The sequence below is a fragment of the Lacrimispora xylanisolvens genome (genome assembly GCF_002934545.1).
In the GTDB taxonomy this organism is placed as follows: Bacteria; Bacillota; Clostridia; order Lachnospirales; family Lachnospiraceae; genus Lacrimispora; species Lacrimispora xylanisolvens.
Genome location: NZ_PTJA01000002.1, coordinates 23,197 through 37,197 on the forward strand (window position 1 = coordinate 23,197; position 14,001 = coordinate 37,197).

17 protein-coding genes are annotated in these 14,001 nt (G+C 41.1%); 14 read left to right on the forward strand and 3 right to left on the reverse strand.

Annotated elements, in window-relative coordinates; translation table 11 throughout:
• Positions 1 to 80: 80 nt before the first annotated feature.
• From BXY41_RS03450 to BXY41_RS03470, 5 genes are all read left to right on the forward strand, one after another.
• The gene (locus BXY41_RS03450; protein ID WP_104434707.1) at positions 81 to 398 is read left to right on the forward strand and encodes a nucleoside triphosphate pyrophosphohydrolase; all 318 of its coding nucleotides are present in this window, start codon (positions 81 to 83) and stop codon (positions 396 to 398) included.
• A gap of 4 nt (positions 399 to 402) precedes the next feature.
• Positions 403 to 1,236: a Cof-type HAD-IIB family hydrolase gene (locus BXY41_RS03455; protein WP_185140335.1), complete on the forward strand. Its 834-nt coding sequence runs from the start codon at positions 403 to 405 to the stop codon at positions 1,234 to 1,236.
• Between the two features lie 206 nt (positions 1,237 to 1,442).
• Positions 1,443 to 1,931: a cyclic pyranopterin monophosphate synthase MoaC gene (moaC, locus tag BXY41_RS03460; RefSeq protein ID WP_104434711.1), complete on the forward strand. Its 489-nt coding sequence runs from the start codon at positions 1,443 to 1,445 to the stop codon at positions 1,929 to 1,931.
• Positions 1,928 to 2,908 carry a GTP 3',8-cyclase MoaA gene (gene moaA, locus BXY41_RS03465; RefSeq protein ID WP_104434713.1) on the forward strand — a complete coding sequence of 327 codons (981 nt, stop codon included), beginning with the start codon at positions 1,928 to 1,930 and terminating at the stop codon, positions 2,906 to 2,908. Before moaC ends, moaA begins: the two co-directional genes overlap by 4 nt.
• A gap of 12 nt (positions 2,909 to 2,920) precedes the next feature.
• Positions 2,921 to 3,865: an MOSC domain-containing protein gene (locus BXY41_RS03470; RefSeq protein WP_104434715.1), complete on the forward strand. Its 945-nt coding sequence runs from the start codon at positions 2,921 to 2,923 to the stop codon at positions 3,863 to 3,865.
• A gap of 61 nt (positions 3,866 to 3,926) precedes the next feature.
• Here BXY41_RS03470 and BXY41_RS03475 read toward each other — a convergent pair whose 3' ends face one another.
• Both BXY41_RS03475 and BXY41_RS03480 read right to left on the reverse strand, forming a co-directional pair.
• Positions 3,927 to 4,643, reverse strand: a complete 717-nt coding sequence (locus tag BXY41_RS03475; protein WP_104434717.1) for a LiaF transmembrane domain-containing protein — start codon at positions 4,641 to 4,643, stop codon at positions 3,927 to 3,929.
• A 20-nt stretch (positions 4,644 to 4,663) separates the two neighbouring features.
• Entirely contained in the window at positions 4,664 to 5,125 is a 462-nt protein-coding gene (locus tag BXY41_RS03480) for a LytTR family DNA-binding domain-containing protein (RefSeq protein ID WP_104434719.1), read from the reverse strand.
• Positions 5,126 to 5,357: 232 nt separating this feature from the next.
• Between BXY41_RS03480 and BXY41_RS03485 the strand changes: the two genes are divergently transcribed.
• The 8 genes from BXY41_RS03485 (at position 5,358) to BXY41_RS03520 (ending at position 11,990) form a co-directional block, all read left to right on the forward strand.
• Positions 5,358 to 6,176 (forward strand): AraC family ligand binding domain-containing protein, encoded by an 819-nt coding sequence (locus tag BXY41_RS03485; protein ID WP_104434721.1) that lies wholly within the window; start codon positions 5,358 to 5,360, stop codon positions 6,174 to 6,176.
• Positions 6,177 to 6,204: 28 nt separating this feature from the next.
• A complete protein-coding gene (locus tag BXY41_RS03490) occupies positions 6,205 to 7,107 on the forward strand; it encodes a DMT family transporter (protein WP_104434723.1) in 903 nt (300 codons plus the stop codon).
• A gap of 103 nt (positions 7,108 to 7,210) precedes the next feature.
• The gene (locus BXY41_RS03495; protein ID WP_104434725.1) at positions 7,211 to 7,663 is read left to right on the forward strand and encodes a peroxiredoxin; all 453 of its coding nucleotides are present in this window, start codon (positions 7,211 to 7,213) and stop codon (positions 7,661 to 7,663) included.
• Positions 7,664 to 8,410, forward strand: a complete 747-nt coding sequence (gene yaaA / locus BXY41_RS03500) for a peroxide stress protein YaaA (protein ID WP_104434727.1) — start codon at positions 7,664 to 7,666, stop codon at positions 8,408 to 8,410. It abuts the gene before it with no gap.
• 80 nt (positions 8,411 to 8,490) lie between these two features.
• Positions 8,491 to 9,165: a SatD family protein gene (locus tag BXY41_RS03505; RefSeq protein WP_104434729.1), complete on the forward strand. Its 675-nt coding sequence runs from the start codon at positions 8,491 to 8,493 to the stop codon at positions 9,163 to 9,165.
• A 7-nt stretch (positions 9,166 to 9,172) separates the two neighbouring features.
• Positions 9,173 to 9,835, forward strand: coding sequence for a DUF3307 domain-containing protein (locus tag BXY41_RS03510; RefSeq protein ID WP_146088548.1), 663 nt, complete (start codon positions 9,173 to 9,175; stop codon positions 9,833 to 9,835).
• Positions 9,836 to 10,041: 206 nt separating this feature from the next.
• On the forward strand, positions 10,042 to 11,025 hold the full coding sequence (locus BXY41_RS03515) for a helix-turn-helix domain-containing protein (RefSeq protein WP_170072188.1): 984 nt from the start codon (positions 10,042 to 10,044) through the stop codon (positions 11,023 to 11,025).
• A gap of 116 nt (positions 11,026 to 11,141) precedes the next feature.
• Positions 11,142 to 11,990: an MBL fold metallo-hydrolase gene (locus tag BXY41_RS03520; RefSeq protein ID WP_104434735.1), complete on the forward strand. Its 849-nt coding sequence runs from the start codon at positions 11,142 to 11,144 to the stop codon at positions 11,988 to 11,990.
• A 6-nt stretch (positions 11,991 to 11,996) separates the two neighbouring features.
• Here the strand turns inward: BXY41_RS03520 and BXY41_RS03525 are convergent, their stop codons facing one another.
• Complete coding sequence (locus BXY41_RS03525) at positions 11,997 to 12,875, reverse strand: LysR family transcriptional regulator (RefSeq protein ID WP_104434737.1); 879 nt, start codon at positions 12,873 to 12,875, stop codon at positions 11,997 to 11,999.
• A 123-nt stretch (positions 12,876 to 12,998) separates the two neighbouring features.
• Here BXY41_RS03525 and BXY41_RS03530 point away from each other — a divergent pair, with 123 nt between their 5' ends.
• Positions 12,999 to 13,949, forward strand: coding sequence for a ferredoxin-like domain-containing protein (locus tag BXY41_RS03530; protein ID WP_104434739.1), 951 nt, complete (start codon positions 12,999 to 13,001; stop codon positions 13,947 to 13,949).
• Positions 13,950 to 14,001 lie beyond the last annotated feature (52 nt).

Sequence of the window (14,001 nt, forward strand, 5' to 3'; positions counted from 1 at the left end):
TTTTCTTTTATAGAAAAAGCTTTGGTAGTATAATAAGAGTATGCTGAAGAGCGAAATTAAATTAAGGAAGGTACAAACATTTGGTTGATCAAAATAAACTGGTAAGAGATAAGATTCCGGATATAATTGAAAATAGTGGACGCAAGGCAAAATATCATATACTGACAGAGGCAGAATATCTGACCGCTCTGGATGAAAAATTATTTGAAGAAGTAAATGAATATCAGGCAGACAAAAGCCTGGAGGAAATGGCAGATGTTCTGGAAGTTTTGTATGCAATTTGCATTGCACGGGGATACAGCATAGAGGAGCTGGAAGAAAAGAGGGTAGAAAAGTTAATACACCGGGGCGGATTCCATAAGAAATTATTTTTGGAGTACTGCGAAGAAGAGAGGTGATATCATGGGAAAAATACTGTTTATAGATGTAGATGGAACATTGGTGGACTATGAGACCAATCTGCCGGATTCGGCCGTGGAAGCGGTCAGAAGAGCAAGAAAAAACGGACACAGAGTCTACATCTGTACTGGACGCAGCAAAGCGGAAATATATCAGGACATCTGGGATATTGGTTTGGATGGCATGATTGGTGGGAACGGAAGCTATGTAGAGGATCATGGAAATGTGGTTCTGCACCGGTTAATTTCAAAAGAGGAAAGCAAGCGTATTGTTGACTGGCTGCATGACAGAAAGCTGGAGTTTTATTTGGAAAGCAATAACGGACTGTTTGCCAGTGAGAACTTTGAATCAAGGGCAGATGCATCCCTGAAGGAATATGCCCGAAGAAAAGGAATTGACGGTGCTGATCGTGTAACGGTCAGAAGTATATTTCCGGATATGATTTTCGGAGGAGAGTTATACCGGGAAGATTTAAATAAAGTCAGTTACATGCTTCATTCCTATCAGGATTTTCTTGACACAAGAGCGCAGTTTCCCGATCTGGAATCAGGAACATGGGGGGGAAGAGGAGAAGAGGCTCTCTTTGGTGATCTGGGAGTAAAGGGGATTACAAAAGGAAAAGCCATAGAGCATTTGCTGCATTACCTGAATGCAGACAAATCAGATACTATCGCATTTGGAGATGCAAAAGTCGATATACCCATGTTGGAAGCCTGTGCGTATGGTGTAGCAATGGGCAGCGGTGGAGATGAAATTAAAAAGGTGGCAGATTTTATTACAGACGATGTAGATAAAGACGGCTTGTATCATGCTTTTTCAAGATTGAATCTCATATAATAAGAGTAAATGATTGCACAAAACAGGATTCTGCCTTAGAATTGAATGAATATGAAAATGGTATCTGATATTTGGAGGGCGAATGGGACAATTATGTACTTTATGAATTAGTGCCGGATGCAGTGGTGATGAAAGAAATGAATATTCACGGGGGCCGGATGCGGCGCCATGTAAAATAAATAACCAGAAGATGAGGTGGTAATAAAATGGGAGAATTAACACACTTTGATGACCATGGCAATGCGGTTATGGTGGATGTATCAAATAAAGATATCACTGCCCGTACTGCAGTTGCAAAAGGCAGGATTATGGTAAATGCTGATGTCATGGAAGCAATTTTAAATCATACGGTAAAAAAGGGAGATGTTCTTGGTGTAGCCAGGGTAGCCGGGATTATGGCGGTAAAAAACACTTCTTCCCTCATTCCCATGTGCCACCCCCTGGCGATAAACAAATGCCAGATAGATTTTGAGGTTCATAAAGAAACCGGTAGTATTCAGGCTGTATGCCTTGTTAAAACCGAGGGAAAAACCGGTGTTGAGATGGAAGCACTCACGGGAGTTACGGTAGCGCTGCTTACGGTTTATGATATGTGTAAAGCAATTGATAAGAATATGGAAATAACGGATATTTTTCTTGAGAAAAAGACCGGAGGAAAAAGCGGAGATATATTTAACGGAAAGGACCTGGAATGAAAGATCAATGGGAACGAAAGATCGATTATATTCGCATATCCGTAACAGACAGATGCAATCTTCGCTGTATTTATTGTATGCCTGAGGAGGGAGTGCCCTCTATTCCCCACGAAGAGATTCTGACCTATGATGAGATTGTGCGGCTCTGCCGGTGCTTTCTAAAATTTGGTATTAATAAAGTTAAGATTACTGGCGGAGAACCTTTAGTAAGAAAAGATATTACAATTCTCATCAGACAGCTGAAAGCACTGGACGGAATGGAAGCAGTTACCTTAACAACCAATGGACTGTTACTGGAGAAGTACCTGCCGGAGCTGATGGCTTCTGGTTTGGATGGCGTTAATATAAGTCTGGATACTCTGAATCCGTTAAAGTATGAGCGGATTACCAGGAAAGATGCTTTAACAGATGTACTGTCTGCAATAGAAAAAGCACTGGAATATCAAAATTTAAAAGTAAAGATTAATTGCGTCCCGTTTGAGGATACAGATAAGGAAGATATCATTAGAATTGCCGGTCTGGCCAGGGATTCCAGGCTGGGGGTTCGCTTTATCGAGATGATGCCAATTGGGTTAGGAAAAAATTTCTCCTATTATAGTGAAGAGAACATCACTGCAGTCCTTAAAGAAGCGTATGGGCAGTTAGAACCTGTGGATACAGTAATTGGAAATGGACCGGCTCATTATTACCGTGTGCCCGGGTTTAAAGGCAAGATCGGTTTTATCAGTGCACGTTCCCATAAATTCTGCAATGAATGCAACCGGGTAAGGCTTACTTCCCAGGGGTATTTAAAAACCTGCCTGCAATACGATCATGGAACGGACTTAAAAACTTTATTAAGAACCAATGAGGAAGATTCTGTGTTGGAGCAGATGATTAAACAGACAATTTATGAAAAGCCGGTCAGCCACAATTTTACAGGAGACAATCCACAGGGAATTTATGAGACTGACGGCATGTCAAAAATAGGAGGATAAGAAGAAATACCTATGGGAAAAATTATTGCAGTCTGCATCAGCGAAAAAAAAGGGACTCAGAAGAAAAATATTCACTGCGCAGAATTCATAAAAGAATATGGTATAAAAGGAGATGCCCATGCTGGAAAATGGCACAGACAGGTCAGCCTGCTGTCCAATGAAAAGATTGAGGCATTTAAAGAAAGAGGTGCCCAGTTGGAAGAAGGCGCCTTTGGTGAAAATTTGATTGTAGATGGAATTGATTTTCGTTCCCTGCCGGTAGGCACCAGGTTTCAATGCAATGACGTTCTCTTAGAACTTACCCAGATTGGAAAAGAGTGCCATACCGGCTGTGAGATCTATCAGAAAATGGGGGATTGTATCATGCCGAGAGAGGGAGTATTTGCCCGAGTGTTATCGGGAGGCATCATTCGGGAGGGTGATGATCTGACCGTATTGGATGAAGGGATAGAAAAACCAAAGACAGATAAATTACGGGTGGCAGTAATAACCTCAAGCGATTCCGGATTTTCGGGAGAAAGAGAAGACATTAGCGGATTTGTTATCTGCCGGATTGTGAAAGAATATGGATACGAAGTCGTTCATCAGACAATTCTTCCTGACGACATGACCATGTTATGTGATGAGATGAAATATATTTGCGATAATAACAGAGCGGATCTTATTTTGACAACTGGTGGAACTGGTTTCTCCAAAAGAGACTGTATGCCTGAAGCCACCCAAAAGGTTGCCGAACGTATGGTGCCTGGAATTCCGGAAGCAATGCGTGCCTACAGTCTGCAGATCACTAAGCGTTCCATGTTATCAAGGGCTGCCTGCGGGATCCGGAAATCAACGTTAATATTAAATCTGCCAGGAAGTCCCAAAGCCGTGGAAGAATGTCTTACCTATGTAATTACGGAATTGGAGCACGGTCTGAAAATTCTGATTGGCACCGCAGATAATTGTGCCAGATAATAAGAAACAGTATGCATGAAAAATGCTCCGGCCATCGTGACCGGAGCAACTTTTGTTTTTATTAGATATAAATAATTTCTACTCCTGCAAAATTAAGTTCTCCCACCAGTTTTAATACGGGTGCAGTATCACTGGTCACAAACCCTCTCCCTTTCTCACTAACTCCACCGACCACGGATTCGATCTCATTTTCCACCCGCCATTCTTTCGGAACATAAAGTTCGATTCCGCAGAAGTTACCGCTAATTTGCACAATGGCCTCTGTTTCCACGTGTGCTTTATTAAAATAAACCTGTATGGAGCCAAAGCTGCAGTCTAAATCCGCCTGTTTAAAATTATCTGAGTTTATATATTTTGTGCTGGCTCCAAACGTGGTGCTTTGTTTTACATGGTCATTGTCTTCTGCATCGATCACTTCCACCCGTGGATCCTGATTAAAGCTGTTGTATTTATGATGATGGTTATACCAATAATGGTTCTTCTTGTGAAACAGTAACGACAACCCGATGCTTCCAAGGAGTGCTACTGCAAGGACAGTCCAGGGGGTGAGACTCTCGATCCCCAGGACCTTGTCATAAGTGATACACAGGAATGCAATTGGAAATAAGATTCCTGAAAAATTCAGACGCGGAATGCTTTTCACGATGATGGCCAGCATAAATACAGTGAAAACTAAGGAAAATGGGCTGAAGCTTCCAAGATAGCCCAGTTTTCCGATTATTACAAATGCTGCTGCCAGGAGAAACATAATTCCCCAAAATAATCTATTTTTTTGCATATTGATTTTACCTCTCTTTTTTATCGTTCCATGTGCTGGTGATCCAGCTTCCATTTTAAAAGCTTATAGTAGTTTCTTGATACATAGACCTTTTTATAGGAGTTTTGAAATTCCACTCTGCTGGAGGCAGTGGGGCTGCGTGTGATGCTGTAAACCTTTGTGGTGTTTAATATGGTGGATTTTGAGATTCTCATAAAATAAGGGGGGAGAAGCTCTTCCAGTTCATAAAGCTTATATTCTACCAGAAATTCATCATCGGTTGTATGGGCAAAGATGCCCTTGTCTGCAGTCTCAAAAAACAGGACTCTGCTTACATGAAAATAGAATTCCGTATCATTTTGATAGAAAATCATCTGTGTCTGGCTGTTATCCAGTTCCGAAATCATTTTTTGAATCAGGGTAATCTCCTCATTGATTTCAGGACAGCGGATACGCAATTCACTTTCCTGTAAAGCCGTATCAATTTCTATTTCAATTTTCATAATAAAGTGATATCCATCCTCCTGTTCTTTCTGGTCAGCTGCCGGCACCTGTTTTTAATATGTGCTAATTTTATCTGAAAATAACAGCTATGTAAATATGTTTCAGGCAAGTGGTGGGTTATTGGCGGTAAGAGGTGTATTTTTATACAGTGAAAGGCAATATCATACAAGAAAGCAGACACCATCTATGTTATACTATGCATGAGACAGGAGAGAAAGGAGGGACCCGTTTATGAAGCAGGAAATACGGACTGTGAAATATGATGGGGAATTAAATGTTGAGGCCTATCATTTTCAGGGGATTATGCAAAAATTTCCCAACCATTTTCATGATTATTACGTGATTGGGTTCATAGACGCAGGCCAGCGGTATCTGCACTGTAAAAACAAGGATTACACCGTAGAACCGGGGGATTTATTGCTGTTTAATCCCCGGGATAATCATGCCTGCGCACAGATTGACGGAAAAGCGTTTGATTATCGGTGTATTAATATCCAGCCTGAAATAATGAAAAAGGCTATGGTTGAAATAACCGGAAAAGAGTATCTGCCTTATTTCACATCTCAGGTAATCTTTCATAGTGAACTGGTTGTGATACTAAAGGAACTTCATCAGATGATTATGGAGGAAGAAACGGATTTTAAAAAAGAGGAGATATTCTTCTTTCTTCTGGGGCAGCTGGTTGAAGAATATACAAAACAGCATCTGCCAAAAGAACAAATGGTGCAAAGCACAGAGGCAAAGGTGGTCTGCGAATTTCTGGAATCTCATTATATGGAAACTATTTCGCTCAATGATCTTTGTAATATGACAGGGCTGAGTAAATACTACCTGCTTCGGTCATTTACCAGGCAAAAAGGAATCTCTCCTTACAGCTACCTGGAAACCATACGGATTGACAGGGCAAAGAAGCTGCTGGAGCAGGGGGCTATGCCTGTAGAGGCAGCAATACAGACCGGATTCAGTGATCAAAGCCATTTTTCCAACTTTTTTAAACGATACATTGGACTTACACCAAAGCAATATAGTAAAATATTTAAAGATACTTGATGCTGACTGATAAAAAGAAAGGGTTTTCATGGACAGAAAGAAAGAGATTAAAGGACATTTGTTTTCATTATTTACAATATTTATCTGGGGTACCACATTCATATCGACTAAAATACTTTTAAAGTCATTTACTCCCATAGAAATATTATTTATAAGATTTGTAATAGGCTATTTTGCATTACTTGCGTTGTACCCCCACCGCCTGAAGGTGAAGGAAAGAAAACAGGAGCTGTATTTTGCAGGAGCAGGATTATGTGGTATTACACTTTATTTTCTGCTGGAAAATATAGCTTTGACTTATACACTGGCTTCAAATGTTGGCGTTATTATCTCCATTGCACCGTTTTTTACTGCGATTTTCGCCCATTTACTTTTGGCTGGGGAAAAAATGAGAGCCCAGTTTTTTATTGGGTTTGCTGTGGCAGTGGCTGGGATATTTCTTATCAGCTTTAACGGAAGCAGTCAATTGAAATTAAATCCAATAGGAGATATACTGGCGGTTCTGGCGGCTATCGTATGGGCTATATATTCCGTACTTACTAAGAAAATCAGCGGGTATCATTACCACACCATTTCAGTGACACGAAGAATTTTCTTTTACGGCTTACTGTTTATGATGCCTGTATTATTTATATTTAAGTTTGAGCCAGACATTGGTCAGATTATAAAACCGGTGAATTTGTTAAACATCATCTTTCTTGGATTTGGAGCCTCTGCTATTTGCTTTGTAACCTGGAATTATGCGCTGAAAATACTGGGAGCTGTAAAAACCAGTGTCTATATTTATATGGTTCCGGTAATTACTGTTATTACCTCTGTACTGATCCTTCACGAGACAATTACAGGTACCGCTGTGCTTGGAATCCTGCTTACACTGGCCGGACTATTTATTTCAGAAATAAAGTTGCCGGCCAGACACCAGAATGAATAGAAATGGTTTTAAAAAATCTCCTGTTCATGATAATATAAGTACATAAATGGAATGTCATACTGTTGGAAATAATAAGAGCAGACAGACGGAAAGGGGAATAAAGATGTTAGAAACAGGAATAAAAGCACCATCATTTGAATTACCGGACCAGAATGGAGTAATCCATACATTAGATGAATACAGGGGAAAGAAAGTGATTCTTTATTTTTATCCAAAAGACCAGACACCGGGCTGCACCAGTCAGGCCTGTGGATTTGCGCAGCTTTATCCCCAGTTTCTTGAAAAGGATGCTGTCGTGATCGGCATCAGCAAAGACAGCGTTGCTTCTCATAAGAAATTTGAGGAGAAGAATGGTTTGCCGTTTACGCTGCTTTCTGATCCGGAGCTGACTGCGATACAGGCTTACGATGTGTGGCAGGAAAAGAATATGTATGGAAAAAAGACCATGGGTGTGGTTCGCACCACCTATCTGATTGATGAACAGGGAGTAATTATAAAGGCATTGGGAAAAGTAAAGGCGGCTGAAAATCCGGCACAGATGTTAAAGGAAATCTAAATGAAGATCATAATTTCACCAGCGAAAAAAATGAATGTGGATACCGATTCCATGGCCACAACAGGACTGCCTGTCTTATTAGATCAGACCAGAATACTCTGGGAAGGAATTAAAAAGTTGTCCTATGATGAGGCAAAGAAGTTATGGGGCTGCAACGATAAGCTTGCGGGATTAAACTACAGGCGGTTTGCTGAAATGAACTTAGAAAAAAACATAACTCCTGCAGTACTGGCCTATGAGGGACTTCAATACCAGCGTATGGCGCCTCTGATTATGACCAGACAGGCACTTGATTATCTGGGAGATCATCTGCGGATTCTCTCCGGGTTTTATGGAATCTTATCTCCCTTTGATGGAGTAGTGCCATACCGTCTTGAGATGCAGGCGCGTATGGCTGTTGCTGGCAGCAGGGATTTATACGGCTTCTGGGACAATAGAATCTATAAAGAACTGGCAGGGGAAGAGCATATTATAATAAATCTCGCATCTAAGGAGTACTCTCAGGCGGTGAAGCCATATTTGTCGTCTGCTGATACATTTGTCACATGTATCTTTGGAGAACTGGCTCATGGTAAGATAAAGCAGAAGGGGACTCTTGCCAAGATGGCAAGGGGAGAGATGGTTCGGTATATGGCAGAGAACAATGTGACAGAGGTCAGACAGTTAAAGAAATTTAATGCATTGGGGTACCGGTACATAGAGGAGTTATCCACTGAGACAGAAATGACTTTTGTCATTGGTGGATAATATATCCCATTTGATGAATAATTGTTGATTATAGCCGAAAAAGGCTATATAATGCAATTATAGATATTGGAGGTATTGGTATGTACTTTTTAATCAATTATCAACCCTATATTGCAATTATAGGAGATATAAAGGGATCCAAAGCAATTAAAAACAGAAAAGAGGTCCAGGAAAATCTGGCAATGGTGCTGAATGAAATCAATGATCACTATTCAGACGATATTGCATCCAGATTCATGATTACTCTGGGAGATGAATTTCAGGGTTTATTATTAAACGGTACCAGTGCGATGAAGATTATTTCGAGAATAGAAGGAAGGCTGGATCCCGTGAAACTGCGGTTTGGGATCGGTGTGGGAGAGATCACTACTAAGATCAATCCGTATATGGCGATCGGAGCGGATGGACCGGGGTACCACAAAGCGAGGGCTGCCATTGAATATTTAAAGGAAAATGAAAAGAGAAAGCAGAGTAGCGTTTCTGATATCCGACTTGAGGTGGAGGGAGAAAATCAGGAGCCCCAGATGTTTATAAACACCATATTCGGATTGATGGCGGCATTAAAAGCCTCGTGGACAAAGCGTCAGAGAGAAATTATTCAGGATATGCTGGAACATCGGGACAACCAGACAGAAACAGCAAAAAGACTGAATATTAAGCAGCCAACAGTGAGCAAGGTTCTGGTGACCGGAAATTACTATGCTTATGAAGGGGCGTTTGATACTGTAGAAAAGGTATTAGGGGAAATTGGGTGATTAGAAATTGAAACAATATATGATGGTGCTCCTGTTAGGGCACGTTTTGGGTGATTTTTATATACAGACAGAGGAGATTGCAAAAAAGAAGGAGAGCAGATTCCTTTGGGTTTTGATCCATTGTCTGGCTTATTTAGGCACCATGACCTTAACCAGTTTGGTGATTTTACCGGGAAGTGCGATTTATATTAGTCTGACTTCGGGCCTTTGTCATTTAATGATCGATTCGGGCAAATTTTATTCTCTGAGGTCTTTGACCAGTCAAAAGAAAAAAACACCGGAAAAGGAACGAAATATATTTTGCCTGGATCAGATTTTCCATATAATAAGTCTTTTATTCATTTCTTATATTCCGTTATACTGGCATTTTCAGACATGGAAGTGGCAGATAGTTACTGACTTTTTTGAAATAGCCGGCATTTCCTTCGAGTTAACTGCTGCCTGGATTCTTGCCTTGCTCCTTGTACATAAACCCATGAATTTATTGATTCAGAAAATGCTTTTGATTTCCAGAGGACAGTATTCGGCAGCTGGGCTTGTGTTAACTGCAAAATCCATAGCCAGGTATGACCGGATATCCAAAGATCAGGATTTTGCAGAATACTATTTGCTTGGAACGTTAATGAGTACAGCCGGTGCCATATTATGTTCCCGATTTCTTATAATCTGAGTCTGAGCCATCCGTTTTACCTCTGTTTTTGCAAATTGCAACTGCTGGTTGTCAGATCATACAGTGCACTTGGTAGTTGACAACCGGTGAAAATCTTATAATAGAGGCAGTCAACGGACATCATTCGCTTTCTTTCAGATTATAACACAATAGAAAGCAAAAGATGGGCAGTATGACCAATATGAATGATGAGAGGATGGATCATTGTGATTTTAGCAGAAAAAATTATGGAACTCAGAAAGAAAAATGGGTGGTCTCAGGAGGAACTGGCTTTCCAGGTGGATGTATCCAGACAATCAGTCTCAAAGTGGGAGTCAGGGGCTTCAATTCCGGATCTGGAACGAATCTTAAAACTCAGTCAACTGTTTGGTGTATCTACGGATTATCTTCTGAAGGAGGAGTTAGAAGACTTACCGGCAGCTTTACCTGAAAATTCTGATGGTGAAAACGGGAGAAGACGAATCACCATGGAAGTTGCAAGTGAATTTATGGAGAATAAGATCAAAGCATCGAAGAAGATAGCCGGGGCTGTTTCAGCCTGCATCTTATCTCCGGTTGTTCTTATTTATCTGGGGGCACTGTCGCAGTTTAAAGAAAATGTAATCAGCGAAGGGATGGCAGGGGGAGTCGGTGTTGTTGTTCTGCTTCTGATTGTGGGACTTTCTACGGTATTTTTCATATTAAACGGGATGAAGATGGAAGCATATGAACATCTGGAAAAAGAAACATTTCAGCTGGAATATGGAGTAGAAGCAGTAGTACGCAAAAAAATGGCACAATATGAAGGGATTAACCGTCTCTATACGGTTACAGGTGTGTTTTTATGCATCATTTCCGTTTGTCCGTTGCTGATCGCATCTTCTATAGGTGTTTCTGAATATATACAGACAATTTGTCTGTTACTATTATTTGTTGTAGTGTCTGCAGGTGTTTTTCTAATCATCGTGGCAGGCGAGAAGAAATCCTGCTTTCATATTCTTCTTCAGGAGGGAGATTATTCAGAAGGCAAAAAAGTGGAAAAGAAAAAAAATGATAGTGTTCCAGCTATTTACTGGTGTATCGTGACTGCAGTTTATCTGGGGATCAGTTTTTTAACTGAAGGCTGGGGTAAGACCTGGATTATCTGGCCAAGTGCGGCGGTTTTGTATGGAGCTGTACTGGGAATTGCCGGGGCATTGAGAAAAGATTGATATCAGAAGGACTTAAGTGCAAATTCTTATTGATGAAACTCGCATGATTTAATGCGGGGGAAAGTTTCTTTTAATGAATTTACTCTTAAGTCCCGATGATACCGGGAGGTGACAACATGAAGATTAAAATAATCGGATCAGGCGGCTGTGTCAGCATACCACGACCATTATGTCAATGCAGAATCTGCAAGGAGGCCAGAATAAAAGGAGTTCCATACGCAAGATGTGGATGCAGTCTGTATTTAGAAGATTTGAACTTGTTAATAGATACACCGGAAGACATCAATGCAGCACTAAACCATGCTGATGTGAAAGCAATTGAAACCATCTTGTTCAGCCACGCGGACCCGGATCACACCATGGGTATCAGGGTGATTGAACAGTTAAAGATGGACTGGCTCGCCCAGTCTGTGGGGATAACCTGCAGTCAGCCTTTGACCGTAGGGGCGATGCCTGAGATTATAAAGGAACTGAGGAGCCAGTGCAGTAAATATGGTTCCATGCTGAAATATTATGAAGATATGGGGCTGGCAAAAGTCAAAAATATGAACCATCTGGAACAAAACGGAATTCAGATCGAATTTGTCCCGGTTGATGAAAGTGGAATTGTAACCGTTTTTGTGATAAAGGATAAAGACCGGAAAGTGATTTATGCGCCCTGTGATGTAAAACCATTTCCAGATCACCTGCTATTTTATAAAGCCGATGTCTTAATTATTGGCAATACCATTGTGGGAGATCAGTTAAAGGATGGGTTTGTACTTGATGAAACAAATATTCTGCGGAAAGAATTATTTGTTATGGATGAGATTGTTGCATTAAAAAAGAATTATCAGATAGGAAAGGTAATCATTACTCATTTAGAAGAAGACTGGGGAAAGTCCTATGACGATTACTTCAGGCTGCAAAGACAGTATGAAGGAATTGAATTTGCCTATGATGGAATGAAGATAGAACTCCCATAGGGCTTTCTATTTCATGGACATTGCGGTGTCCTTGAAATCGGCCATCTGGGAGTTAAATGCGTGGCATTCATTATAGCAGAGATAAAAGTAGCGGTTCATGGGCATGTCCTTTATGGGACAGGCATGGATCACTTCAGAACGGGAAGACCCCTTTACATAGCGGGTGGAGATAACTCCGATGCCAAGGTTGCGGGCAACACCGTCCAGTATGGCAGATCCGCTGTAGGATTCCCATTTAACGTGATAAGGAATATGCCGGGTCTGCATGAGATTTTCAAAGATAGAACGTGTTCCGCTGCCAACTTCCCGCAGTATAAATTCACAGTTGTATAAATCCTCAGCTCTGATCACATCCCTTCCGGAAAAAGGATGGTCGATGCTGTAAATCAGCTGCAGCTCGTCTTCCATAATTGGTTCTGTATGAATTTTCTCATTTAATATCACGCCTTCCACCAGAGCGATATCAAGCTCATTGTGAATCAGGCGGTGTTCCAGTATCTTTGTATTTTCTATATATACAGAGCATGAGATGTCCGGATGGCTCTTTTGCAGTCTCTGTATCATATCACTGATCATGGTATCTCCGATGGTTAAGGTAACTCCCACCCGCAGAGGGCGAAGTACGGCAGAGTTTTTCATGGATTGGTTTAATGTCTCATAGCTGTTTAAAACATTCAGGGCTCTGTCCCAGAAAAGTTTTCCCATGGGAGTCAGTTCCAGACGCTTTGGATATCGTTTAAAAAATGTAGTTTCATATTCTTTTTCCAAATCTGCAATAATCTGACTCACGGTAGGCTGGGACAGATAGAGCCGTTTGGCTGCCTCACTCATCTTTAATGTCTCTGCCACCGCTATAAAGGTCTTTAACTGCTTTAAGGTTGCCATCTTACTCTCTCCCTTTATCTGGTATAGATAAAACCAATATCATGCTTTAGATAATACTATTTTACGGTGCAAAAAACAAGTGCTATGATAGTGTCAATAACAGAAAACAGGAGCGGTAAAATTATGGCATGTACAATAAAACCAGATGAGATCAAGAGGGTGAAAGCACTTGGCTTTTTAAATAATAAGGGAACGGATTTATTTAACGGACGTATAATCACCGTAAATGGTAAGATTACGGCGGATCAGATGGCTGCAATTGCGGATGCAGCAAGAAAGTATGGCAACGGAGAAGTGGAATTTACAGCTCGTTTAAGCATTGAAGTCAGAGGAATTCAATTAAATGACATAGAGAAATTTCGCAGCCATCTGGCGGAAGCTGGACTAGAGACCGGAGGAACCGGAGCATTAGTGCGTCCTGTTGTATCCTGTAAGGGAACCACATGTCAGTATGGGCTATATGATACGTTTGCTTTGTCAGAAAAAATACATGAACGGTTTTACAAGGGCTATCATATGGTAAAGCTGCCGCATAAATTCAAGATTGCCACAGGAGGTTGTCCCAATAACTGTGTAAAGCCAAATTTAAATGATATTGGTATTGTGGGACAATTAATTCCGTGTGCGAAGAAAGATCTGTGCCGTGGATGCAGGAAGTGCCAGGTTGAGATTGCATGTCCTATGAAAGCGGCAAAACTTTCAGACGGACTGATTAGCATTGATCCGGAGAAGTGCATCAACTGCGGACGGTGTACCGGTAAATGCCCGTTTGGAGTAACTGAGAAGGGGATACCTGGATTTCGTGTCTATATTGGTGGAAGATGGGGAAAAAAGATAAATCATGGAAAAGCGCTATCGAGGATCTTTAAGAGCGAAGAGGAAGTGCTGTCAGTGGTTGAAAAGACCATTCTCCTGTTTCGGGAGCAGGGACAGGCTGGAGAGCGGTTTGCGGATACCATTGAACGGATTGGGTTTGAAAACGTTGAAGCACAGCTTCTTACCGATGATATTTTAAGCAGAAAGCAGGAAATACTGGATGCAAAGCTTTATTTAGTGGGCGGGGCAACCTGCTAAGCATCCAGTTTCCGTGTATTCTGATTTGCAATTTTCACAGCTCCCGACAGTT

Excerpts from the sequence above, each read along its gene's own strand:
- BXY41_RS03455 (WP_185140335.1), top strand. The coding sequence starts at position 403 with ATGGGAAAAATACTGTTTATAGATGTAGATGGAACATTGGTGGACTAT.
- moaC (WP_104434711.1), top strand. The coding sequence starts at position 1,443 with ATGGGAGAATTAACACACTTTGATGACCATGGCAATGCGGTTATGGTG.
- moaA (WP_104434713.1), top strand. The coding sequence starts at position 1,928 with ATGAAAGATCAATGGGAACGAAAGATCGATTATATTCGCATATCCGTA.
- BXY41_RS03470 (WP_104434715.1), top strand. The coding sequence starts at position 2,921 with ATGGGAAAAATTATTGCAGTCTGCATCAGCGAAAAAAAAGGGACTCAG.
- BXY41_RS03475 (WP_104434717.1), bottom strand. The coding sequence starts at position 4,643 with ATGCAAAAAAATAGATTATTTTGGGGAATTATGTTTCTCCTGGCAGCA.
- BXY41_RS03480 (WP_104434719.1), bottom strand. The coding sequence starts at position 5,125 with ATGAAAATTGAAATAGAAATTGATACGGCTTTACAGGAAAGTGAATTG.
- BXY41_RS03485 (WP_104434721.1), top strand. The coding sequence starts at position 5,358 with ATGAAGCAGGAAATACGGACTGTGAAATATGATGGGGAATTAAATGTT.
- BXY41_RS03490 (WP_104434723.1), top strand. The coding sequence starts at position 6,205 with ATGGACAGAAAGAAAGAGATTAAAGGACATTTGTTTTCATTATTTACA.
- BXY41_RS03495 (WP_104434725.1), top strand. The coding sequence starts at position 7,211 with ATGTTAGAAACAGGAATAAAAGCACCATCATTTGAATTACCGGACCAG.
- yaaA (WP_104434727.1), top strand. The coding sequence starts at position 7,664 with ATGAAGATCATAATTTCACCAGCGAAAAAAATGAATGTGGATACCGAT.
- BXY41_RS03505 (WP_104434729.1), top strand. The coding sequence starts at position 8,491 with ATGTACTTTTTAATCAATTATCAACCCTATATTGCAATTATAGGAGAT.
- BXY41_RS03520 (WP_104434735.1), top strand. The coding sequence starts at position 11,142 with ATGAAGATTAAAATAATCGGATCAGGCGGCTGTGTCAGCATACCACGA.
- BXY41_RS03525 (WP_104434737.1), bottom strand. The coding sequence starts at position 12,875 with ATGGCAACCTTAAAGCAGTTAAAGACCTTTATAGCGGTGGCAGAGACA.
- BXY41_RS03530 (WP_104434739.1), top strand. The coding sequence starts at position 12,999 with ATGGCATGTACAATAAAACCAGATGAGATCAAGAGGGTGAAAGCACTT.